Genomic DNA, 24,470 nt, shown 5'->3' on the forward strand with positions numbered 1-24,470 from the left:
TGTCCGCGGACCCGCTCAGGACAGCGCGGACTGGGTAATGGTCACTGCCAAGTAACTGTTGTACGCGATATAGGCCAGCAACAGCGCCGCGCCCTCGAAGCGGTTGATTCGCCCCGGGCCGCGGAAGCCGTAGCAGAAAACAAACAGGCCCACGGTCAGGCCGATCACCATCGGCCAGTCGCGCGACAGCACTTCCGGCGGCACGCTGGACATGGGCGCTATGGCGCCGGCGATGCCCACCACCGCCAGCAGGTTGAACATATTTGATCCCACTACATTGCCGATGGCGATATCGTGCTCGCCCTTGCGCGCGGCGATCAGCGTGGCGGCCAGTTCTGGCAGCGACGTGCCGAGCGCGACAATGGTGAGGCCGATGACCAGATCGCTGACACCCAGGGCCTCGGCAATGGTCACCGCGCCCCATACCAGAATGCGCGAGCTGATAATCAGCAGTGCCAGGCCAGCGGCCAGCCAGAATATGGCGCGGCCGAGTGTCATGGCGTGAATTTCCAATTCGCTTTCCACTTCGCCCTCAATCACATCGCCCTTGCCGGTCATCGCCGAGTAGATAGACCAGCCGATAAGAGCGAAGAAGCCCGCCAACAATAGCAGTGCTTCCCAGCGGGCGAGGGCGTCATCCCACAGGAAGAAGCCGCCCAACAGGGTGATCGCCAGTAAGAGCGGCAGCTCTTTGCGCACAATTTTTGAGTGCACTGCCAGGGGGCAAAACAGGGCGGTGAAACCGAGGATCAATCCCGTGTTGGCGATATTCGAGCCATAGGCGTTGCCCAGCGCCAGCCCCGGACTGCCGTCCAGTGCCGCCATGGCGGACACCACCATCTCCGGCGCGGAAGTGCCAAAACCGACAATCACCATACCGATCAGCAGTGTCGGCATGCCGGCGTGCTTGGCGGTGGCGGCGGCCCCCTCGACGAAGCGGTCGGCGCTCCAGACCAGCAGGGCGAATCCAGCGATGATGGCGAGCGCGGCGAGAAGCATAGGGGGTCCCTCAAGGAATTCGGCAAACGGGGGCCGATTGTACCGGCTTCGCGGGAGACCAAAAGGGCGATTGCCCAAAAATAACCATTGGGCCGCTATTTAAAGGCCGCTGGTGTGTGCACACCCTGGTGGCCGTTGCAGCTTGCGCGCGTGAATTAATCAGAGGCTACATCAGGCTGTGGCAGCAGGCCGGCAAAGTTCTCACCGGTGGGATAGCTGCCCGCGGACCAGCCCAGGCGAACAACTACCGTGTTGGTGGAGGGTGAAATCATCACAACCTGTTTGCGGTTGCCGAGCATAAAGTAGGCGTCCGCGGGCAGCTGCGGGTAGCGCAGCTCCTCCCCGCCGCTGTTGAGCCAGAACTGGTATCCATAGCGCGGTTCGTTGGCGCTGGTGTTGGGAGCCGTTGCCCGCGCCACCCAGTCCTCGCTCAATAGCTGTGCCCCCTCCCACTGACCGCGGTTTAACATCAGCAGGCCCAGGCGCGCCCAGTCGCGGGCAGAGGCATACAGATAGGAGCTGCCGACAAAAACACCGCTCGGGTCCATCTCGAAAACGGTGTGGGCCATATTCAGCGGTTGTAGAAGCTCCTGCCGCAGAAAATCCAGGCTCGCCTGAACGTCGCCGCCCAGGTGCTCGTGTATCCAGCGCGCGATGAGATTGGTGGTGCCGGACGAGTAGGAAAAGTGTTCGCCGGGTGTGTAGGTGGCGGGGCGCACCAGCGCGATATCTGAGGCACTGTGTGCGTTGAACAGCATCTCGGTGGCATCGCTGCCGGGCGCGTAAGTCTCGTCAAAGTCCAGCCCGGAACTCATATGCAACAGGTCATCCAGGGCGATGCGCGCGCGCTCGTCGCTCTTCCATTCGGCGAAAACCGGCTTCACGGTACTGTCCGCCAAGCCCAGCGTCTCCAGGCGACCCTGCATGATGGCGGTCACGCTCTTGCCCATGGACCAGCCCAGTAGAGGCGTCTGGGCATCGATACCCGGCGCGTAGGCTTCAGCGGCAATGACGCCGTCCTGCACCACCAGCAGCGCCCGGGTATCCAGTCCTGCAGCATTGTCGCGGCTGAGGGTCGTCTCGACGCGCTTCTGCAAATCTACATTGATATGGGACGCGGTTTCCCCCTGTGGCCACTCCTCCCCATTACTGGTCAGCGGGGCCAACCGCACCCGGTCCAGCACACTGGTATCGCCGATGTCCAGGGTACAGCCGAGTCCGTCCCGGTAGCTGGCGCTGGCGTGTCCCAAGCCGAGCAACTCGGCGGTTACACGGTTGTCACCGTAGTGCAGATCCAGCAGCCGGTTGGCCGGCGAGTAGGATGCCAGGTCGTCGAGAATGCGGTTTTTATCCGGGCCGGAGATAAAGTAACCGGAACAGGCGAGCTTCGCCCCCATACTGGTGGCCACCCGTACGGCGGCACCCAGCTGGGTAACCGAGAACCCGAGTAGCTTGGGGGCCAGCAGCGCGAAGGTCAGGGCCACTGCTGTCAGGGCCGCAGTGGTGATGGTGATGGTTTTTTTCATTATGCCGCCATTCCCGCCGGTTGCCGATTGATTCCAGTGTGGATTGTATCGGCCGGAACGGATACGGAGACAGTCAATTGCGGACAGCCGTGGAATACTTGCGGAGTTTTTGATTCATTTACACGGGAGCTGCGCTGGGCGCCAAGGCGCTCAGGCAATGGGAAGGGGGGCAAAACCGTCGGACACAGGGAAAAACCCGACGGCACTACAGGGATGTACTCGAGCGTTTTTGCAATGCCCTGCCTGAGCGCTCCGCATTCAACGACTGCGGCTATGCGAATTAACCAGAGGTTCGCTAGGCGAAGGCGCGCGGCAATTCTGAGCAATAAATTCGTCATGTGTCGGCATTGCCTCTGCGCCCGAGCGCAGCAGTTCGCGCATTTCCCGCAACATGCCCAATACTTTTTGCGGTGTCTTGCCTTCCATCACCGGATGGTAGCCTTGCGGTTGGATACCCTGGCCCATTAGTACCGCCAGCCAGCTGGCCGTTTTAAACAAGTCTTCTTCACGCTCGAAGAAGCGGCCACGGTTGCGAAATAAAGCGATGCGATGTGTGAGCGTCTCCGGAACCGGCATTTCCCGGCAGTATTGCCAAAGCGGTTCACTGCGCTGGTTGGCGTGGTAGTGGAGGATAATGAAATCGCGGATGTACTCATATTCCCGGGCTGTTTGCCTATTGAATTCCTCGATATCCGCGGGATGCAGCTCGCGGCCCGGAAACAACAGCAGCAACCGCGAAATACTGGTTTGCACCAAGTGTATTGCGGTGGATTCAAGCGGTTCCATAAAGCCCGCCGCCAGTCCCAGAGCGACACAGTTTTTGTGCCAGAACTTTTTCCTGCGGCCGGTGGTGAAGCGCAATTGCCGAGGTTCCGCCAAGGCGCGTCCCTCGAGGTTTTGCAGCAGCGTCTCCACCGCCTGCTCGTCGGAGAGAAAGCGGCTGCTGTAGACAAATCCGTTGCCGGTGCGGTGCTGCAGCGGGATGCGCCATTGCCAGCCCCCTGCCGCTGCGGTGGAACGGGTGTAGGGCGCGGTAGGACCGACATTTTCCGAGGGTACTGCCACCGCACTGTTGGCGGGCAGCAAATGGGACCAGTCCTCGTAACCGACGTTTAGGGCACCGCCGATCAAGAGCCCGGCGAAGCCGGTGCAATCGATAAAAAAGTCGCCTTCAACCCGTTGTCCCGACGCCATCACCAGCTCGCGAATGGCACCGTCTTCTTTTCGCAGTGTTACATCTACAACCTGTCCTTCCTGCCGGCGTACCCCCAGCCGCTCGGCATAGTTCCGCAAAAATTTCGCATATAGACCGGCGTCGAAATGGTAGGCGTAGCCGAGTTGGGAGAGGATTGAGCGGGGGTCCGAGTTGGCGGGGAGAAAGCGCCCGCGTTCCGCGGCCAGCGTACACAGGGAATATTCCGACAGGTTGCCGCAATCTTCGAACCGGCTGCCATACAGCCAGTATTGATGGAAGGGAATGGAATCGAACTCGCGGCCATAGTGGCCAAAGGGGTGGAAGTAGCGGTTGTCGGCACTGCCCCAGCCGCGGAACTCAATGCCCAGTTTGAAGGTGGCCTGGGTGGCGCGGACAAATTCGGTCTCGTCGATGCCCAACATGCGATGAAAGGTATGGATAGTGGGAATGGTTGCCTCGCCCACACCCACGGTGCCAATAGCCTCCGACTCCACCAGAGTGATGGTGGAGCCACTGCCCGCGAGCACGCGCGCCAGTGCCGCCGCCGCAGACCAGCCGGCTGTGCCGCCACCGGCAATAACGATGTGGCGGATATTATTGTCGTGTGTCTGTTCTGTCATAACTATTCAAATAAAAAGGGGTCCGGCCGCGAACGGCCGAACCCAGAGTGCTACGACGATGCAAGAGAAGATGGACTCGGTATCGCCGCCACTGGCCATTGTACGCCGGGCCATCCTTGGCCTCCGGCGGGGCGCAGTGGCGACATGCGCTCAGCAAAATGCAGATACATTCGCGCGTGTGCCGCCGCCGCAGAGGCATCCGGACGGCGGGGTGGGCGCGGTGACCAGGTGCAATGACATCCCTGTAACCGCTGTCTTGTCATACCCCTGCGCGAATAAATCCGCCACTGATCAGAAGCGATAGGCAAAACGCAAACCGGCCTCCCGAGACGGCGCCCAGGTATAAGCGGTTTCCACTCCGCCGATAAACAACTCCTGTTTAATGCCCTCGTTGGTCAGGTTGTTTCCATATAGCTCTGCGGACCAGCTGTCATCGGCGCTGTTGTAGGTCAGGCTCGCGTCGAATTTCGCGTAGGCTTCCTGCACGTCGAAATCCTTTTCACCCGGATCATCGGGTCCGTAGGTGCCTGCGGGACGGTCGCCGCGGTTTTCGTAGGTCAGGTAGGTTTCCGATTGATACGTCATGCGAATCCGCGGTGTCAGAATGGCACCGTTGTCGAGCGATATATCGTGTTTGTACGAAATGTTCAGGGTCAGCTCCGGCGCGTTGGGTAGGGTATTGCCGGAGAAATCCCAGAGGTCGTTTTCGCAGGTAGTGCCGGCGCCGGGTCCGATGGCGCAGGAGTTCCAGTTCAAGCCGGCATCGCTGTTAAAGTTGGTTTCCTGACCATCGTACTCGTCATAGGTGGCATCTAGCACCGAGCCGGTGACGCTCAATATGCCGTTTTCGGTCACGGCGTAATTCATGGTGAATTCCAGCCCCTGTATGGTGGCGGAACCCGCGTTGGTCTTGGCCAGGCGCGATTCTCCGGTTTCCGGGTTGATTATCGCCGATGTCACCTGCATGTCGGTGTAGTCCATCAGGAACAGGTTGGCGTTCAGCGTCATGCGGTTGTCCAGCAGTGTGGATTTAATCCCCAGTTCCAGACTGCTGTTTTCTTCCGGCTGTTGCACCAGCTCGCTGTTTCCTGCGATATCCGGATTTTCGTTGGTATTAGTGGGACTGGCATCCTGGCCGTCCTGCAGAACACCGGATTTCCAGCCGGTGGCGTAGGACAGGAACACCATGACATCTTCGTTGATGTCTTTTTCCAGACGGGCGAGGTAGGTGGTGTTGCTCCACTCGTCCTTCATGTCGTTGATCTGGCGGTAGTAACAGCCCTGGCCGCCATCGGCGACGATTTCGTCGCGGTTGGCAAAATCAATCTCAATAGGGCCGGGGCCGTGGGCGTAGGTACAGTCGATACTGCGGCCACCCTGGTCCTGCCGAGTGTCGTCGGTATAGCGCAGGCCGGCGGTGGCGCGCCAGGTGTCGGTCAGATCCAGCGTGCCCTGCACATAGGCGCTGCGGGATTCTGTGCTGCGGTCTGCCTGCTGGAAGGAGGAGAGGGTCACCTCCTGGTCTTGCGGGGTAAAGCCCCAGCTGCCGTGCAGCATGTCGAAGCGGATATCGTTTTCCTCTTCGAAGGCGTAGAGGCCCGCGGTCCAGCGGAAGCGGCTGTCGTCGGAGTTTTTCAGCTGAATTTCGTGTGAAGTGGCGCTGTGCCCGGAGGAGACAGTGTTGCGGGTATCCCCCTGGTACTGGTTGCCATACAACTGGCTCTGGGACATATCGGTAAAGCCACCGATATAGCTCAGCATCATGTCATTGGCGAAGGTGTAGTCCAGCCGGGTGCGGATGGTGTCTGTCTCCAGGTCGATAGAACCGGGTGCGGTGGCGTCGTTGACCCTGTCCTCGAAATCTGTGCTGGGTACATCGCCGGTGCCTTTGTTGGCGAAGTATTCATAGGAAAGGAACCACTCCAGGTTGTCCGTGGGACGGAACATGGAGCTGGCGCGGAAGGATGAGAGATCCTTGGTACCGTACTCGTCTTCTCCGGCGAAGGGATTGCCCTCGGCAAATTCGGTTTCGCCGTCCTGCTGGTCAGTGACGCCGGCAAATCGCACTGCCCATTGATCGTTAATGGGTGTGTTGAGCATAAAGCGCAGTTCACGCCGGTTCCGCTCGCCGAGAGTGGCACTGATGGAGCCGGCAAATTCATCTTCCGGCTTGGCTGTAATCAGTGACACGGCGCCGGCGGTGGAGTTGCGGCCGAAGAGGGTGCCCTGGGGGCCGCGCAGAACTTCCACCCGCTCCATGTCGTACATCAGCGCGGTGGCGCCTTGGGCGCGCGCGGCGAAAACACCATCGGTATAGAAGGCGACGCCGCCGTCACCGGCTTCCGTTTGGTCGATGGTGCCCTGGCCCCGAATAAAGATCAGTGGTACGCCGTGGTCGCCGTTAGAGCGGATCTGCAGGCTGGGCGCCATGCCGCGCAGATCAAAAATATTGGTAACGTGGTTTTCTACGAGGGTGTCCTCGTCAAATGCGGAAATCGCCAGCGGAGTTTCCTGCAGGCTGGTGGCGCGCTTGGTGGCTGTGACCGTGACTTCTTCCAATTCGTATGCCATGGCGCCAGCGGCCTGGAGGGCCACAGTGGACGCGATCACCGCGGCCAGTTTTTTATTCTTGAACGAATCGCTCATTCTTCCTCTCCGTTTTCTCCTTGATTGCGCACATTTATTGGAAAATTTCTTGCTAGTTCATCGCTGTGCACAAAGGTGAAACGGACAGAGGGATCAAATCGTCTCCCCCAATTCAATTTTTTTTGTGATTTGACGCGTGAATAAACTCTAGGAAACCTCTGATTAAGTCACTTTTTGGTGGCAGAGGTGCTTCGGGGCGGATGTGAAGCTCAGGTGTTAGGGCGGATATTTCGAAACCGTCGGATACAGGGATGTATCCGTCGGAGCTACAGGGAAGCACTCGTGCGTTTTGGAAGTGTCCGTCCTATTGCCTGAGCGCCCCGGAAGCTACCATAGTGTTCACGCGAATTAATCAGAGGTTCCTTAGGATTGTTTGTCGGTACTGCAGGTAACTAAGTGCGTGGTTTCGGCAGTGTTATCCCGTGATCTGCTCAGCTTGGAAAACGTCAGTATTTTATGGGCTGAGTCAGGGGCTACTTAATCAGCGCCGTGTGAAAATGCAAAAAAAAGGCGGCTCCGGATTGAAGGAGTGCCGCCTGCGCAGAAAAAGGGAAAAGATACTTTGGGAATCTCTCAATCGTTTATTAATTTATATTATCTGAGCGCCCCGCAATCAAGCGCGGCACTCGGGCGAAATAGTCAGAGAGGCCCTAATGGCCAATGGCTCGCGGCCAGATTACGATGCGGTTGTCGGCCTCGCGGTAGACATTCACCGGCAGGGATTCTTCCAGCATGTCGATCATCGTCTCCACCTGATCCACGGAAAAAGCCGTGGTGACTCGCAGGTCTGCCAAGTGCGGCGCGCCGAGAATTATTTTTCCTTCCCGATAGCGGTTGGCATCGGCCACCACTTCAGCGAGGCGCGCATCCCGGTATATGAGTTTGCCGTTGCGCCAGCTCGCCAGAGTATCCGCGGGAATCTGCTGTACGCTGCCGTCACCCTGCGTGCTGATCGCGATTTGCTGGCCGGCGAGAAGGCGTACTGTGGAGTTGTTATCCACAGCCTGTGATGTGTGCGCGCCGGGAGTGACATCCACAGTGCCTTCCTCCACCGAGACTTTTACACCTCCAGCCGCCCGGTGCACATCGAAGCGGGTCCCGACCACTCGAATAGTGGCGGTATCCGCCTTGACATAGAAAGGACGGGCTTTGTCCGCAGCCACCGAAAAAAAGGCCTGGCCTTTTAACAGCGCGACATCGCGGCGCTGTTCGGAAAAAGTGACTTCAATCTGTGAGTCGGCACCGAGGGTGACTTGACTGCCATCCGCCAGTGACAAAATGCGGGTCTGCGCGATTTCCGTGTGGTAGGTTTCCAGTGGGGCAGTGTCGCGGTGGCTCAGCAATAGTCCCGCGGTTGTTACCAGCACCAGGGCCAGGGCGAATGCCGGCGCTGGCGTTAGCGCAGTGCGTAAAAGGTTACCCAGCCGGGCTTGCCAGCGCGGGCCCCGGTCTTCCTGCGCGCGCAGGCGGGCGCCTTCCTCGGTGGCGGCAATTGCGATCAATCCCCGGCAGATTGCTTCCAGCTGCCGGTAGCTCCGGCGGTGCGCCGGCGCTTCCATCCACTGCGCGAATTCGGCTTCTTCCTGCGGGGTGAGCGGGCGTTCCTGCCGAAGCATAAACCACTCCCGTGCCCGGTCATCCACCTTTTTCTGACTGCGCCCCTGCGCCATTACCAGTCTCCACCGTTGGCCCTGAGTTCTGCCTGGCAGGCCGCCAGTGCCTTGGCCACATGTTTTTTTACAACGGTTGCCGACAGGCCCTCTCGCCGCGCGATTTCCGCGTAGGAGAGGCCGTCGACGCGGTTCATCAGCAGCAGCCGGCGCCGCTTTTGCGGCATGCCCCACAGGGCGCGGCTGATCAATTTCAACAGCTGGCGCCCGGTGGCAATCCGCTCGGGGCTCACAGCGTCTATTTCCCGTTCCGGGTCATCCAGCGCCGACTGCGCGAAGTTGCTGCGCACTTGATTGCGCCGCAGCAGGTCGATGGAGGCATTGTTGACCGCGCGGTATAGAAAAGCGCGGGCGTTTTCCATCTCCGCTGTATCGTGCAGTGGCGCAAACCGGGCAAAGGCCGACTGCACCACGTCTTCGGCCTCCATTTCACTGAGGCCGAATTTGTGGGTCGCATAGCGGCACAATTCCCGGTGGTGTTCCCGGTAATAATCGCCCAGGGCTTTGTTATCGGTCGCCAACGGGCGGTTCCACGCGTGCAACATGGAAGCTTGTCACCATTTATCTTCTCTCCGGGGACCCCTGCGGCACTGTGGCCGATCCCCTGTATCGCCTTATTGTTGTTTCGGTGTCTCCGCTATCCGGAGACCCAGTTGTTGTTATTGTCTGAATGAAACGCACGGCCCCCGGCAATCGTCCCCCCCTTGGGATAAAAATTTTTTTCGTGCCTTTGCCGGATTGTCAGAGCTCCACACCCAGGCGCAGGCCAAAGGTGCGCGGGGGCGCCAGGTAGAACTCCGGTTGCGACACTTCTGGGGTTTGTACATCGTAGCGGACCAGTTCGTCGGTAAGGTTCTCGCCGTAGAGCTCCATCCACCAGTGGCCGGCGGGCGGTTCTATGCGCACAGAGGCATCCCACATCCAGTAGGCCGGCTGATAGTCGACAATGGCCGCGGGACCGTTGGGGTCTTCCACCCAGAGTCCGCTGCTGTTGTCCAGCAGCAGACCGCTGCGCTGCTCGCGGTTGGCTTCATCGAAGTAAACGCGGTCGGAATAGCGCACGCCCAGACGCGAGGTAAACCGCGCCACGTCCGGCACCGTGACGCTGTGGGTGTAGTGCAGGGCGAAACTGAGTTCCGGGGCCTGTTTGAGCTGGTTGCCACTGAAATCGACTTGATCGGGAATTTCGGCGTTGCCGGTGCTGGGATTCCAGGTCTGTCCGTAGCCGGGAAAATCATTGTCGATAGCGAGGAAGTGATCGTAACGGGCGTCGAGCAGAGAGAGGAAACCACTGAGGCGGCCGCTCAGGCTGGTGGCCCAGTTGAGCTCCAGTTCCATGCCGCGGATTGTGGCCGAGGCGGCGTTGGTACTGTGTATGCGCTCGAATCCGAAGTTGTCCACGGTCACGCCAGAAACCTGCAGATCGCGGTAGCGAGTATTGAAAAGGGCGCCGTTGAGGGTCATGGCGTTGCCGAGGAAACTCAGTTTGAAACCCAGTTCCAGATTAGCGCTGGTTTCCGGTTCCACATAGGCGCGCGCATCCGGATCGTCACTGTTGTTGGTGGCGATGAGTTCGGTCAGTGCGGCGCGATAGGCGGGATCGTCGGTACCCGTGTATGCACCGGCCAGGCTGCCGCCGTCTTGAACAATGCCGGGCTTGAAGCCTTCCGCGTAGAGCAGATAGAGCAGCGCTTGCTCGTTGAGATGGTACGAGAGCCGCGCCATGACCGTAGTGCTGTTCCAGGACTGAGACACGTCGTTGTAATTGGTGACGAAACACTGGCCCTCGGCGGCAGAGTCCTGATTTACCGCCACCTCGCCCAATACGCCGCCGCGGTCGGAGCGGATTAGGTCGGGGCAACCGATGTTGCGCCCGCCGCGGTCGTAGCGCCGGTCGCGGCCGCTGCGAGCGCCGGCGGAAAGTTGCCAGCGGTGGGGAAGGTCTATATCCACTTGGCCGTAAACCGCGCTCAATCGCGATCCCCGGTCGGGCTGCTGGAAGCTGTGCGAGGGAGCGCCGCCCCAGCCGCTGCCGTCGGCGCTTTGATGCTCCAGGTCGAAGCGGATGTCATTGTGCTCGGCAAAGTCGAAATAAGCGATCAACCAGCGCAGAGGCACATCGTCGCTGCTCTTTAGCTGCAGTTCGTGCTGCACGGATCTGTGGTGAGCCCAGACGGTGTGGTTGCTCTGGTGATATTGCAGCGGATCGGTTTCACTGCCGAGCGCGCCGCTGCGGTCGCCGTCCCAGATTTGGCTGCGGTGCATGCGGCTGTAACCGGCGATGTATGTGAGACCGACTCCGTTTTCCAGCGTCCAGTGCAGGCGGCTGCGGACAGTGTCCTGCGCCAGGTCGGTGGCGCCGGGGGTGTCCAGTAACACAGGCGTATCGTGGTCCGCCGCCGGCAGACTGCCGGCGCCCCGATCTTCGAAGCGCTCATAGCTAGCCCACCAATTGATGCCATCGTTCACCTGCCAACTCGAACTCAGCCGGACTCCCAGGCGGTCGGTGTTGTTGTAGCGGTCGGACGATTTGACGAAGCGGGAGCCGCGGGCGGGCTCGGTATAGCCGTCGGCTTCGTCCGAGGCAAAGGCGGCGCGCAGTGCCCATTCTCCGGCGAGCGGCAGATTTACAACGCCGTTCAGCTTGCGGCGCTGATAGTTGCCGAAGGTGGCGCTGAAGCGGGAAAAGGCCTCCGCCTCCGGGCGCGCCGTGTGATAGTTGATCACTCCTGCGGTGGCGTTGCGCCCGAACAGGGTGCCCTGCGGGCCGCGCAGTACCTCCACCCGGTCCAGATCGTATAACAAGGCGGAAGAGCCCTGGCTGCGGCTGCTGTAGATGCCGTCGATGTGTGTTGCTACGCCGGAGTCCCCGGCCTCGGTATAGTTGTCCGAACCGATGCCGCGCAAATAGAGCATTGACGCCGTGTGGTCGCCGTTGCGGGTGGCCGCCAGGCTGGGGACCAGCTCTGCGAGTTTGAACAAGCTATCCGCCCGGTAGGCCTGCAGTTGTTTGGCGCCGATAGCGGTCACTGTCATGGGGGTTTCCTGCAGATTGGTGCGCCGCTTGCTGGCAACCACCACCACTTCATCCAAATAGGGTTTTTTTTCCTCGTCCGCCGTGACCGGTTCACGCCGCGATGCCTTTACCGGTGCGGGGACAAGCACCAGCCCCTGATCGTTGACCCGGCGGAAAGTCAGGCCGGAATCCCGCAGCAGGTATTCCAGTGCTTCCCGCGCCGCCATCTCCCCATCCAGTGGCGGAGCGTCGCGCGCCAGATCCAGCTCCGACGATGCCAGTACCGCAAGCCCCGACTGGCGGGAAAAGGCCAGCAGTGCCTGGCTGAGCGGTTGAGCTGGGATGGAAAAGCGGTGGAGCGCGCACAGAGGGCCGTTCGGACAGGTCTCCGCGGCTGACAATGTATCGCTGCCGAGGCTCAGAAATGCCGTCAGCAGAAGAGGAAATCCGGACCTGAGTAGGGGCGCAAGCATGGGCATCATTGCCGGAAAGAGGCGGGCCGGAGAGGCCGCAGATAGGGCGGGCCGCCGACGCTATTTATTGTTATGCGCGTTTCATCGGCGATCAAAAATACACCAGTCGGCGGGCACAGATCAACCGTGCGGGGTGAGTGGAGGCATGTCTGGTGACTGAAAAGTGTCAGCTGGTACTACCGGGAGTCATTGCTTGACATTGGTTTCAAGTGCAACTAAGTTCGTTGCACTTGAAACCAATGGTGATGCCACAGCCGGTGGCGCGAAATATAGCAATAAATAACCAGAGAAAACCGGAGGTCCAAATGGCCGATTTGTTTGAAAACCCCATGGGGCTGGACGGCTTCGAGTTCGTGGAATTTACCGCGCCGGAGAAGGGCATACTAGAGAAGGTCTTCGCGGCCATGGGCTTCGAGAAGGTTGCCCGCCACCGCTCTAAGGATGTTGAGCTCTGGCGCCAGGGCGATATCAACTTTATCACCAATTACGAACCCGGCAGCCATGCCGATTACTACGCCCGCGAACACGGCCCCTCCGCCTGCGGCTTGGCCTTCCGAGTGAAAGATGCCAAATTTGCCTACGAGAAGGCGATTGAGAAGGGCGCCCAGCCGGTGGAAGTGGAAACCGGCCCGATGGAGCTGCGCCTGCCCGCCATCAAAGGTATCGGCGGCGCCACCCTGTACCTGATCGACCGCTACGAGGACGGTGCCTCTATCTACGACATCGACTTCCACTGGATCGAGGGGGTAGACCGGCACCCCAAAGGCTGCGGCTTCCACACCCTGGACCACCTGACCCACAATGTCTACCGCGGCCGCATGGAATACTGGGCCAAGTACTACGAAGACCTGTTCAACTTCCGCGAGATCCGCTACTTCGACATCAAGGGCGAATACACCGGCCTGCTGTCCAAGGCCATGACCGCACCGGACGGCAAGATCCGCATTCCGTTGAATGAAGAAGCGGCCGGAGGCGGCGGTCAGATTGAAGAGTTCCTGATGCAATATAACGGCGAGGGCATCCAGCATATCGCTTTTGCCTGTGATGACCTGGTGGCCTGCTGGGACCGCCTGAAGGAGCAAGGCATGGAGTTCATGCCCGCGCCGCCGGACACTTACTACGAAATGCTGGAAGAGCGCCTGCCCGGCCACGGCGAGCCCACTGAAGAATTGCGCAAGCGCGGCATTCTGCTCGACGGTACCACCGAGGGTGGCCAGCCGCGTCTGCTGCTGCAGATTTTCTCCGCCAATATGCTCGGCCCGGTATTCTTTGAGTTTATCCAGCGCAAGCAGGACGAAGGCTTTGGCGAAGGCAACTTCAAGGCCCTGTTTGAATCCATCGAACGCGACCAGCTTCAGCGCGGCGTGATCGGAGAAAAGAAAGAGGCCTGATATGGCGATCAAACGCATACACCACGTGGCCTACCGCTGCCGCGATGCCAAGGAAACCGTGGAATTCTACCGCGACCTCCTCGGTATGGAATTCATGCTCGCCATCGCCGAGGACAAGGTGCCCTCCACCGGCGAGCCCGACCCTTACATGCACGTATTCCTGGATGCGGGCATGGGCAATGTGCTGGCCTTTTTCGAACTGCCCAATTCCCCGGAAATGGGCCGCGACGAAAATACGCCCAAGTGGGTGCAGCACATCGCTCTGGAAGTGGAGAGCATGGACGAACTGCTGGCGGCCAAGGAAAAACTGGAAAATGCGGGTATCGATGTAGTGGGCCCGACCAACCACACCATTTTCCAGTCGATCTACTTCTTCGATCCCAACGGTCACCGCATTGAGCTGGCCGCCAACACTGCCGAGCCGGGCATGCACGAAGAATTGAAACGGGTGGCGGAAGACATGCTTGAAGAGTGGTCGCGCACCAAGAAGGCACCCCGGCACGCCGCTTGGATGCACGGCGATGCGGAGTTCAAAGCGAATAAAAAAACGGAGGCACCGTGAAACTAGCCAGTCTCAAATCCGGCCGCGATGGCCAGCTGGTGGTTGTCAGCAGCGACCTGCGCCGCATGGCCCCGGCTGTGGAAATCGCGCCGACCCTGCAGAGTGCGCTGGACAACTGGAGCGAGGTTTTCCCCAAGCTGGAGAAGCTGCACGCACAGCTCGAAAGCGGTGAAATTCAGGGCGAAGCCTTCGACCAGACCCAGTGCCACTCGCCGCTGCCGCGCGCCTATCACTGGGCCGACGGCAGTGCCTACGTCAACCATGTGGAACTGGTACGCAAGGCCAGGGGCGCGGAAATGCCGCAGAGTTTTTGGACTGACCCGTTGATGTACCAGGGTGGTTCCGATACCTTCCTGGCGCCGCGCGAACCGATCCAAATGCCCCAGAGCGAGGGCTTCGGTATCGACTTCGAGGCGGAGATCGCCGTCATCACCGACGATGTACCCATGGGGGTGACCCCGGAGCAGGCGCTTGGCCATATCAAGCTGGTGATGCTGGTCAACGACGTCTCCCTGCGCGGCTTGATTCCGGGCGAACTGGCCAAGGGTTTTGGCTTTTACCAGTCCAAACCCTCCAGCGCTTTCTCTCCCGTGTGCGTCACCCCGGAACAGCTGGGTGACAAATGGCGCGAGGGCAAACTGCACCTGCCGCTGATGTCCTTCCTGAATGGTGAGAAATTCGGTGAGCCCAACGCCGGCGTAGATATGACTTTCCACTTTGGCCAGCTCATCGCCCACGCCGCCAAAACCCGCAGACTCGCCGCCGGCACCATCATCGGTTCCGGTACCGTGTCCAACAAACTGGACGGCGGCCCCGGCAAGCCGGTATCTGAAGGCGGCGTCGGTTATAGCTGCATCGCCGAGATCCGCATGATCGAAACCATCGACAAAGGCGAACCCGTAACGCCTTTTATGCAGTTTGGTGACCGGATTGCGATCGAAATGCTGGACGAAAACGGCCAATCCATTTTCGGACGCATAGAGCAGATAGTCGAACAGGCCTGACGCTCTCTGCCGGTAAAAAAAGCCACCGATTTCGGTGGCTTTTTTTATGCACTAAGCAAAGTCGTACAAATTAGCGGCACTGCTTTATCCGTACCAGCTAAACAATTACTGGCGCAGGCTGGCAATTAGATATTCATATATCAGCCTTAATGTGAAGCTGCTCAAAAAAATCCGCACCCACTGCACCTCTGATTGCTGAAAATTTTCCCCTAAGGTATTTTGCGCCACAGCCAAGACGGCGGCGAATTTAACACGAAAGTACAATTTTACGATAAGGATATTGTTATGGGACAAATGCAGCCCCTGCAATCAACTAATGCCTTACAAGCCTGGGGTAATACCGGCAATGGCCGCGCTATCTTCGCCAACGGCGCCCATCGCCAGCTCCTGGATCAGGTTCTTCAACTCAGCCGCAAACCAAGTAGCGAGGGTTTTTACGCTCAGCAGCTCATTCGAGGTGTCAACAGCCTGCGCGCCTCCGCCGCGCCCTTAAACAGCATGCTCAAGCCCAGGCACCCCACCCGGCGTCTGCTGGTGGCGGGTCACTTTGAGATTGAGTATGAGTTAAATAACTATTATGGGGACTGCCAGACGGATATTGAAATTGTGGATATCCGTTTTATTGGTAAGGAGGCTGAAAAAGAACAGCGTCCGGCGCTGTGGCGAGTGAAATACAATCCTAAAACAGAGGAGTGGAAGCCAGAAAGGCTACCCCAGCATAATCTGCAGCCGAACAAAGCGCAGCCAGGCAGTAAGGAAAAGCCTCTTAAGATCGGTATCAACGGCCACGGTGAGTCCCGGAACGATGCTGCGGAAACTCTGGGGGACCATATCGCCCGCGGTAATAAGGACAAACGTGGCGATTACCAGCTGTTTTATGTTCCCTCGTCCAGCGGCGCCACGGCGGGGGATTGGGTCGCCATCAGATCTATGGGGTTGCAGGGTACCGATGAGCAGCGCCTGGCTTCGCGGCTATTGGCCCTGCATATGTACGAAGCCCACCGCCAGAAGCTGCATGTGGAGTGGACCGCCCACAGCCACGGTACCTGGGTGCTGACGGAAGCCATGCGCCAGCTGGCGCAGCGGAAAATTGATCTGCAACAGCGGCAGAAAATTTTTTTCAGTGAGTCCACTGCCAGCTATGCGGTGGCTAACCATTTGCGCCACAAGCTCAATATGGATACTAAAGACGGCAGCTGGCACCATATGACTCTGGGACCCGCCCAGGTCGCAGGCGGGCTCAACTATGGAACGGCGCCGCTGCTGTGCTATTTAAATGAATTGTGGTGCCACACACCAAAGGATGAAAAGCCGCAAAAGATCGGCAGCCTAGTATGGGGTTCAGGCGTTACAGGGATTGTTGGCTATAACTTGGCAACAAAAATTATCGCCAGTGGCGTTATTCCGGTGAGTTTGGCGGTACTGGGAGCCCGTATGGTTATCGCCTCTCTGCCCGGCGCCAAGAAAAAGTACTATACAGACCCGGGTCACCAGCTTGCTGATTGGTTGGTGCGCTTCCGCCGAAATCGCTAAATCGAGAAGCTCTCATGTTTTTTGGCAGTGAACAAAACCCCAAAGGCCCCGGCTGGCGGCGGTTGCGTAAAGTAGAGAAGGATTTGTCCGGTACCCGTGTGCACTTTCTGGCGCCGCCTATGCGGCTGCCTCTACGAGGTCGTCCAGATGATCTTCTGGAGACTCAACCGGATAGTTTCGATCTGGACGCTTCGGATATCTATATTCCCTATGCCCCCTGGGACCCGGATAACCCGGAAAAAGATATTCCCGGAGATCCCAAAACCTACAGCGCTACTATCTGGTTCAGCGGCTGGAATTTTACGGGTCGCCCCATACTGGATAGAGACAGTATCGGTGATCTGGTACTCAAGTTAACCGTACTGGAGGCCCGTAATTTGCCGATCAACGCCAGCCTATTCCAGCGCGGAGACCTGAAAGATCTGGCGCAGAGCTTTTTTATCAATGAGCAGGACTTGGGGAGCTATCACCGTGGCCACTCGGAAGGCAACGACCCTCACGACCTTACGGACTTCCTTGGCCTCAATCGCGAGCAGTGGCCGGACTATTTGGGCCCGATCAACAGCCAGTGGTTGGAGCGTAACGGCAGCGAGTGGCTCTACTTCGAGGTGCAGCCGCTGTGGGATGGCTCAGATGAATTTTACTGGATGAGCCCTATTGGCCACCAACGCTGCTTGCTAGCCCTCTTTATGGTCAAACGGCGTATACACAATGCCGGCAACCCCTACCGCCGCGCCATGCGCTCGCCACTCACCAATTACCGCCAGCTGATGGAAAATATAATGGAGACCATCACAGTGGAACTATCGGAGGCAGCGCGGGAGGAGCAGAGGACGGTGCACAATCCAGAGGGGGAATATCCTTTGCTGCACTGCACTGAGCAATTGGTGAAGGAGGCCAAGCATACCCTCTATATGTGGAGTGACAAAGGGTATCGGGAAAAAGGTAAAGATCCCAGAGGAGATCACCGCGCCCCCAAGGAAGCCGTAGCCGCTTTTATTGACGAGCGCATCCAGCCTCGCCCCCTGCCGGGCAATCTGGCCATAGGACCGGCCTACCTTAAAAACTCGGAGATCAATACCGCACCGGACAGCTCCGGTCAGGGCCCGCTGTCCATCGAAGGGCAGTAGTTGCCCGCGATACGGAAAGGTGCGGATTCAGGGAAATATATGCTATTTGGCAGCGAACAAAATCCCAAAGGCCCCGGCTGGCGGCGGTTGCGTAAAGTTGAGAAGGATTTGTCCGGTACCCGTGTACACTTTCTGGCACCGCCTATGCGACTGCCTGTACACGGTCGCCGTGGGTTAGAGGAACAGGCGGACAGCTTCGATCTGGATTCCCCGGATATCTATATCCCCTATGCACCCTGGGACCCGGATAACCCGGAAAAGGATATCCCAGGGGACCCAAAAACCTACAGCGCCAAGATCTGGCTCAGCGGCTGGAATTTTACCGGCCGCCCCATATTGGATGGAGACAGTATTGGTGATCTGGTGCTGAAACTGGATGTGCTGGAGGCGCGCAACCTGCCGGTCAACGCCAGTCTTTTCCGGCGCGGAGACCTGAAAGATCTGGCACAGAGTTTTTTTGTCAATGAATCCTATTTGGGGAGCTATCACCGTGGCCGCTCAGACAGCTACGATCCCCACGACCTTACGGACTTCCTCGGCCTCAACCGCGAGCAGTGGCCAGATAACCTGGGCCCGATCAACAGCCAGTGGCTGGATCGCAACGGCAGCGAGTGGCTCTACTTTGAGGTACAGCCGCTATGGGGTGGTTCAGATAAGTTTTACTGGATGAGCCCTATTGGTCATCAACGTTGCTTGCTAGCCCTCTTTATGGTCACCCGGGATCTATTTAATGCAGGCAATCCCTACCGCCGCGCCATGCGCTCGCCACTCACCAACTACCGCCAGCTGATGGAAAATATAATGGAGACCATCACAGTGGAACTGTCGGAGGCGGCGCGGGAGGAGCAGCGGACGGTGCACAATCCAGAGGGGGAATATCCTTTGCTGCACTGCAGCGAGCAATTGGTGAAGGAGGCCAAGCATACCCTTTATATGTGGAGTGCCAAAGGGTATCGGGAAAAAGGTAAAGATCCCAGAGGAGATCACCGCGCCCCCAAGGAAGCCGTAGCCGCTTTTATTGACGAGCGCATCCAGCCTCGCCCCCTGCCGGGCAATCTGGCCATAGGACCGGCCTACCTTAAAAACTCGGAGATCAATACCGCACCGGACAACTCCGGTCAGGACTCACTGACTATCGAGAAGTAGCCAGCAGACTTAAGGAGCCTCTGATTAAGTCGCTTCCTGACGGTAAAAATTCTTTGGAGCTAGATGAGAAGTTCAGGTGATAGGATGGCCATTTCGAAACCGTCGGATACAGAGATGTATCCGTCGGAGTGACAGGGAAGTACTCGTGCGCTTTCGCAATGGCCATCCTATTGCCTGAGCGCCACGGAACTAACCAAAGCGTTCACGCGAATTAATCAGAGGTTCCTTAGGTCGAACAATAACCGCCGCGCGCCGCACCGTGGTATTGTTGCTTGCAAACAAGAAGCACGACCACGGAGATACAAGATGGCGTCACGGCTCATCAAGTTACTTACCTCGATCACCATCGCCACCTGCCTGCTGGCCCCCGTCACCTGGGCCGCCACTGCCACGGAACAACTGCAGAGCATTCTCCACGACCACTGGCAGTACAGTCTTCGGGAAGATCCCATCACTGCCGGGCGTATGGGCACTCCCGATTACAATGACCGCCTGCCCGGTGTTTCCGCGCAAGATCGCGCCCGGCGCCTGAAGGCCGAGCAGGAATTCCTCGCGCGCCTGAAGCGGATAGATGAAACACAGCTGAGTCAATCCGATCGAATCAACCGGGAACTGCTAACCTGGGTACTGGAAAATTCCATTGAATCCAGCCAACTCTATCTGGATCGTATCCCCTTCAATACCTTCTACAGCTTCTGGGCCGCCGCTCTGGAGGCCAACAGCGGCCTTGCGATGAATAGGGTAAAGGACTATGAAGACTACATAGCGCGCATAAAAGATTTTGGCCGCTATTTCGATGAGAACATCGTCAATATGCGCCAGGGCATAAAAGACGGCTTTGTGCAGCCGAAAATTGTTGTCGAGGGTGTGGCACCCACGGTGCGCGCTCAGGTAAAAAAAGACCCGAAGCAAAGTAGCCTTTATACGCCCTTTGAAAATTTTCCCAGTGCTATTTCTCCAAAAGAGCAGCAGCGTTTGCGCCGCGCCGGTGAAAAAGCCATTGCGGAAAGTGCCATACCCGCGTTTGCACGCCTGGCTGACTTTCTGGAAACGGACTATTTACAGGCCGCCACTGACAGCATTGCCGCGGAGGCCTTGCCTGGTGGCAAGGACTACTACCGCCACACGATCAAAACCTATGTCACCCTGGATATGGACCCGGCGGAAATCCATAAGATAGGGCTTGCGGAAGTAAAGCGCATCCGCGCGGAAATGGATCAGTTGATCAAAGAATCGGGATTTAAGGGTAATTTCGCCGAATTTACCCAATTTCTGCGCAGTGATCCCCAGTTCTACGCCAGGACACCGAAAGAACTGCTGAAGGAAGCAGCTTACGTCGCTAAGAAAATTGACTACCAGCTGCCGCAATTTTTCGGAAAACTCCCGCGTCTGCCCTACGGCGTAGTGCCGGTGCCGGAGGAAATCGCTCCCAACTACACCACCGCCTCCTACAATCCCGCCGCCATTGGCGGCACGCGCGGCGGCGCCTACTGGGTGAATACCTATGCTCTGGACCAGCGCCCTCTGTACGAACTGCCAGCCCTGACCCTGCATGAAGCTGTTCCCGGCCACCATTTGCAGGGCGCCCTCAGTCAGGAACTGGAAAATGTGCCCGCCTTCCGCCGCAATCTTTACCTGAGCGCCTTTGGCGAAGGCTGGGGACTCTATGCCGAGCGTCTGGGTAAAGAGATGGATGATGTCTACACCACTCCCTACGAGCACTTCGGCCGCCTCAGCTACGAAATGTGGCGCGCCGCCCGCCTGGTAATCGACACCGGCATTCACTCCCAGGGCTGGACCCGCCAGCAGGCCCTCGACTTCCTCGCCGACAACACCGCCCTGTCAAAAGCCAATGTCCGCGCCGAGGTGGACCGCTATATCTCCTGGCCGGGACAGGCGTTGTCTTACAAGATGGGGGAAATCAAAATCCGCCAGCTGCGGGAGAAGGCTGAGAAAACACTTGGAGATAAATTTGATCTGCGGGCCTTCCACGATGCGGTGTTGGCCAACGGTGCTTTGCCACTGGAGTTATTGGAGGAGCAGATAGAGCAGTTTATTAATCGAACACAGAAGTTGTAAAAGCCTAGGGAACCTCTGATTAATCCGCGTGAATACTATGGTAGGTTTTGGGGCGCTCAGCCAATAAGACGGATATTTCGAAAACGCACGAGTACTTCTCTGTAGCTCCGACGGATACCTCCCTGTATCCGACGGTTTCGAAATATCCGTCCTATCACCTGAGCTTCTCATCTAGCTCCAAAGAATTTTTACCGTCAGGAAGCGAATTAATCAGAGGTTCCCTATTTTTCCCATACCGCAAATTTAGCGTTTGAAGTAGAGCCCATAGCTTTTATAATATTCTCCATCGAAGCTCCGCTAAATTGTGTTTCCAGCACATTAAAAATAGCATTTATATTTTCCGTGCCGCCAGGCATTAAGGTTGGTTCTTCGCAATCTTCTTGAAAGATTACCCACCATAGATCTTCCGACCAGGGGCCCTCGTCAGAGGTGACTATTTCTATTTTTGAAACATTGCTCCAAATGATTTCCTCTTTTGAAGCTTTTGGAAAGCCGAAGGTGGCTCCATTTTCGGTTAGCTCAAATACAGGCGTGTTTTCTTTCATTTTGCGGCTAAAAATAAGTTTGTTGAGAAAAAATCCGTTAATGAAAATGTGTGTAGTTAATGCGCTTACAAACAGGATTAGTATATGCCATGGCGATCCGAGAAAATGTTCCGCTTTACTTGATATATACGCCTGTAATCGCAGAGAAAATGATTGACGAAGAAAATAATAATTTATGAACTAAATCATTCATAATTGGCGTATAAAAATTTGGTAAAATTAAGTGGTTATATATTGTTCAGGGGGGGTATGCGCAGGTATACAATGCCATATCGTTAAAATTGCCATAAAAATAAGTCTGCTTGTCGATGTGTCTCGTTGAAATAAGGCATTAAAAGAACTCATCAATAAACTTTATTTTTATTATTTGGCTCAATTTTTTATTACAGCTACCCTTGAAGCCAATGATATAGCTGTTTTCAATAGAGGCAAAGCATCGCTGACTGATAATCCAGGTTTGGCATTGTATTGTGCCTGGGGCTTTGGTTAATTATCTTCCTGGCGAAACAGAGGTGCCTACCCGGGTTATAGGCACGACGAACAAGATTTTATGAGTCCCGCACCAGTGTTTTCCCTATACAATGCCCCGCAGTCGAAGCTGAGTCAGCTGTCGCTATTACCTGCCCCTTTCGCCCAGGAGATGTTATGCACCATCCGATTAAAGGTCCTTTCGATGGCCGCCCCCTGATTTTTTCCCTTGCTGTAGCCGCTATTCTGCTGGCAGCCGCAAATCTGCGTGGGGGTATCGTTGTGGTCGGGCCCTTGGTTGAGGATATCAAGCAGGGGTTGGGGCTCAATGCCAGTGTTTTCAGTATGTTGACCACTTTGCCGTTGATCTGCTTCGGTGTTATTTCGGCGATAGTGCCGGCACTGACGCGGCGCGTCACGCCGCCGATTCTGGTCTTAGGTGCGCTGTTGGTGATTGCGCTGGGCGCCGGATTGCGGGTGGTGCCGGTATTGTTTGTAATTCTGTGTGGCACCTTGGCCCTGGGTTGTGGTATTGCCCTGCTCAACGTGCTGATTCCGGGATTGGTAAAGGGCTATTTCCCGCGTCAAACTGGCATTATGACGGGGCTCTATTCTGTGACGTTAAGCTTCGGTGCGGGGCTGGGTACCTATCTTGCGATACCGATGCGCGACGCTTTCGCTGATTGGCGTGCGCCGATGCTGTTGTGGGCGCTGCTGCCGCTGATCTGTCTGCTGCCCTGGCTATATCTACTGCGGGTGCATGTCCATACCTATCAGCCGAAAAGAACCGGTGTGCCGCTGTGGAAGAACCCACTCGCCTGGGCAATTACCGGTTATATGGGATTGCAGTCCACTTGCTTCTACTCCTTGGCCACCTGGTTGCCCTTAATGTTGTTCGACGCCGGCCTGGATGACCATTACGCGGGCACGCTGACCTCCTTGATAAACCTGTTTGCCATTCCTGCGAACCTGCTGACACCAATTGTTGCGGCCCGCATGCGCGATCAACGTCTCCTGGTATTGGCCATCGCCGCACTGGCGATCACCAGCCTGACAGGTCTGCTGCTGGCACCGGCGCTGGCACCGCTCCTCTGGGTTGGCTTGATCGGTATTAGTGGCGGCGCAGCGCTGAGCCTGGTGCTGACACTCTTCGCTTTGCGCAGTGAAAATACCACTCAAGCTATGTCCTTGTCGGCGATGGCGCAGTCGGTGGGGTATTTGATTGCGGCCACTGGCCCTTTCGTTATCGGGGCGCTATACGATTTGAACAAAAGCTGGTTGATACCTCTGTTGCTGTTACTGCTGTTACAACTGGCTCAAGGGGCGCTCGGTGTTGTTGCTGGCCGGCCGGGGACGCTCACCAGCTGGGGAGAGGGGAAGACTTAATCCCGTTTTGGGGATAAAGGGGCAGTTATGGATAGTGCATCAAAACAATATCCCGACCCTGCCGCCGATAGGTGTGAAATCTATCGAGAATCGCCGATGGCTGTCCGCCGATATCTTCCTCTAAAAACCCCAAAGACTGGTAAAAGGGCACTAAGTGCCGGTAGGGGAAGGTAAAGGTTTGATTGTCGAAAGCCTTTGCCATTTTACTTAACAGCAGACGGGCAAGGCCCTGGCCCTGGTAATCCGGTGCCACGGCTACGCCCGCCAGTAGTTTCCCTTCTGTTAATAGCCTAAGGCAGCCGCAGGCGATAATTTCCTGTTGCGCGTTTTTGATCACTGCACAGGGATCATGGCGGCGGGCTTTGCCGCGGAATTTGTGGCTGCGGTAGAATTTGTTGGCCAGGGGGATTTCTGTCTCGCTGAGCCAGTGCGCTGAAAAATTCTGAATGTTACTCATCTATGCCGCGTGAAATCTGCCCAAACTGCCAGCGCCCGCCGAAGGTCTGTTACTGTAGTGCGCTGGTCCGTATTGCCAATTGCATTAAGGTGTTGATCATACAGCACCCATTGGAGCAGAAGCATCCATTTAACACTGGGCGCATGGCACATCTGTGTCTGGAAAACAGTGAATTGGTGGTGGCGGAGAAGTTGTCCGAGGATGAACTGGCGCAGCTATTGGCACCCAGCTCGGGCCTGCTCTATCCCTCCCTGGGCTGGCTTCCGCCTGTGGCGCCGGCGGAGCGCAGTGAGCTGGAACAGTTGGTAGTGATCGACGCAACCTGGAGAAAGTCGAAAAAAATTCTCCACCTGCATCCGGTACTGCAGCGTTTGCCGAGAATCAGCCTCGAAGGGGGCTTGAAGTCCAATTACCAGATCCGCCGCTCCTCGCTGGCTAACAGCCTCTCCACCCTGGAAAGTATCGCCATGGCCATGCAGCAACTGGAGTCGGCGCGGGATTTCCAGGCCATGTTGCAGCCGTTTGAGAGGATGGTTGCATTGCAAAAGCGGTTTTGAAAAACCGCGAGACGCAGCACCTCAAAACCGGGATAATGCCGCGTTTTGGCCCTTCGGCCAGCCAGAC

At 57.4% G+C, this 24,470-nt stretch carries 18 protein-coding genes; 9 read left to right on the forward strand and 9 right to left on the reverse strand.

Translation table 11 applies throughout. The annotated features are described in order from the left end of the window. Positions 1–15: 15 nt before the first annotated feature. From A3224_RS00655 to A3224_RS00685, 7 genes are all read right to left on the reverse strand, one after another. Positions 16–999 (reverse strand): calcium/sodium antiporter, encoded by a 984-nt coding sequence (locus tag A3224_RS00655; protein ID WP_067150118.1) that lies wholly within the window; start codon positions 997–999, stop codon positions 16–18. A 155-nt stretch (positions 1,000–1,154) separates the two neighbouring features. Then, entirely contained in the window at positions 1,155–2,525 is a 1,371-nt protein-coding gene (locus A3224_RS00660) for a serine hydrolase domain-containing protein (RefSeq protein WP_067150121.1), read from the reverse strand. Between the two features lie 258 nt (positions 2,526–2,783). After that, complete coding sequence (locus A3224_RS00665) at positions 2,784–4,340, reverse strand: tryptophan halogenase family protein (protein ID WP_067150123.1); 1,557 nt, start codon at positions 4,338–4,340, stop codon at positions 2,784–2,786. 291 nt (positions 4,341–4,631) lie between these two features. Next, the gene (locus A3224_RS00670) at positions 4,632–6,986 is read right to left on the reverse strand and encodes a TonB-dependent receptor (protein WP_067150126.1); all 2,355 of its coding nucleotides are present in this window, start codon (positions 6,984–6,986) and stop codon (positions 4,632–4,634) included. A 650-nt stretch (positions 6,987–7,636) separates the two neighbouring features. After that, positions 7,637–8,656 carry a FecR family protein gene (locus A3224_RS00675; protein ID WP_067150128.1) on the reverse strand — a complete coding sequence of 340 codons (1,020 nt, stop codon included), beginning with the start codon at positions 8,654–8,656 and terminating at the stop codon, positions 7,637–7,639. Beyond that, positions 8,656–9,201 (reverse strand): RNA polymerase sigma factor, encoded by a 546-nt coding sequence (locus A3224_RS00680; protein ID WP_067150131.1) that lies wholly within the window; start codon positions 9,199–9,201, stop codon positions 8,656–8,658. Before A3224_RS00680 ends, A3224_RS00675 begins: the two co-directional genes overlap by 1 nt. Positions 9,202–9,397: 196 nt before the next feature. Continuing rightward, positions 9,398–12,145, reverse strand: a complete 2,748-nt coding sequence (locus A3224_RS00685) for a TonB-dependent receptor domain-containing protein (protein WP_067150134.1) — start codon at positions 12,143–12,145, stop codon at positions 9,398–9,400. A 305-nt stretch (positions 12,146–12,450) separates the two neighbouring features. On the opposite strand from A3224_RS00685, the gene hppD reads away from it, so the two are divergent. The 7 genes from hppD to A3224_RS00720 all read left to right on the forward strand — a co-directional run bounded on the left by hppD (position 12,451) and on the right by A3224_RS00720 (position 20,990). Continuing rightward, a complete protein-coding gene (gene hppD, locus A3224_RS00690; RefSeq protein ID WP_067150138.1) occupies positions 12,451–13,536 on the forward strand; it encodes a 4-hydroxyphenylpyruvate dioxygenase in 1,086 nt (361 codons plus the stop codon). A 1-nt stretch (position 13,537) separates the two neighbouring features. Beyond that, positions 13,538–14,098, forward strand: a complete 561-nt coding sequence (locus tag A3224_RS00695) for a VOC family protein (RefSeq protein WP_067150141.1) — start codon at positions 13,538–13,540, stop codon at positions 14,096–14,098. Then, complete coding sequence (locus A3224_RS00700) at positions 14,095–15,102, forward strand: fumarylacetoacetate hydrolase family protein (RefSeq protein ID WP_067150144.1); 1,008 nt, start codon at positions 14,095–14,097, stop codon at positions 15,100–15,102. Before A3224_RS00695 ends, A3224_RS00700 begins: the two co-directional genes overlap by 4 nt. Before the next feature lie 285 nt (positions 15,103–15,387). Next, positions 15,388–16,635, forward strand: a complete 1,248-nt coding sequence (locus A3224_RS00705; RefSeq protein ID WP_156481406.1) for a hypothetical protein — start codon at positions 15,388–15,390, stop codon at positions 16,633–16,635. Between the two features lie 14 nt (positions 16,636–16,649). Further along, positions 16,650–17,765 (forward strand): hypothetical protein, encoded by a 1,116-nt coding sequence (locus A3224_RS00710; protein ID WP_067150150.1) that lies wholly within the window; start codon positions 16,650–16,652, stop codon positions 17,763–17,765. Positions 17,766–17,804: 39 nt separating this feature from the next. Then, entirely contained in the window at positions 17,805–18,911 is a 1,107-nt protein-coding gene (locus tag A3224_RS00715) for a hypothetical protein (protein WP_067150155.1), read from the forward strand. A 306-nt stretch (positions 18,912–19,217) separates the two neighbouring features. Then, entirely contained in the window at positions 19,218–20,990 is a 1,773-nt protein-coding gene (locus A3224_RS00720) for a DUF885 domain-containing protein (protein WP_067150158.1), read from the forward strand. Between the two features lie 221 nt (positions 20,991–21,211). Here the strand turns inward: A3224_RS00720 and A3224_RS00725 are convergent, their stop codons facing one another. Then, a complete protein-coding gene (locus A3224_RS00725; protein WP_067150160.1) occupies positions 21,212–21,535 on the reverse strand; it encodes a hypothetical protein in 324 nt (107 codons plus the stop codon). A 645-nt stretch (positions 21,536–22,180) separates the two neighbouring features. On the opposite strand from A3224_RS00725, the gene A3224_RS00730 reads away from it, so the two are divergent. After that, positions 22,181–23,389 (forward strand): CynX/NimT family MFS transporter, encoded by a 1,209-nt coding sequence (locus tag A3224_RS00730; protein ID WP_067150163.1) that lies wholly within the window; start codon positions 22,181–22,183, stop codon positions 23,387–23,389. Positions 23,390–23,414: 25 nt separating this feature from the next. Here the strand turns inward: A3224_RS00730 and A3224_RS00735 are convergent, their stop codons facing one another. Beyond that, the gene (locus A3224_RS00735; protein WP_067150166.1) at positions 23,415–23,846 is read right to left on the reverse strand and encodes a GNAT family N-acetyltransferase; all 432 of its coding nucleotides are present in this window, start codon (positions 23,844–23,846) and stop codon (positions 23,415–23,417) included. A 2-nt stretch (positions 23,847–23,848) separates the two neighbouring features. Between A3224_RS00735 and A3224_RS00740 the strand changes: the two genes are divergently transcribed. Then, the gene (locus A3224_RS00740) at positions 23,849–24,403 is read left to right on the forward strand and encodes a tRNA-uridine aminocarboxypropyltransferase (protein WP_067150169.1); all 555 of its coding nucleotides are present in this window, start codon (positions 23,849–23,851) and stop codon (positions 24,401–24,403) included. The last annotated feature ends 67 nt before the right edge of the window (positions 24,404–24,470 follow it).

The sequence above is a fragment of the Microbulbifer thermotolerans genome, from assembly GCF_001617625.1.
Taxonomy (GTDB): Bacteria; Pseudomonadota; Gammaproteobacteria; order Pseudomonadales; family Cellvibrionaceae; genus Microbulbifer; species Microbulbifer thermotolerans.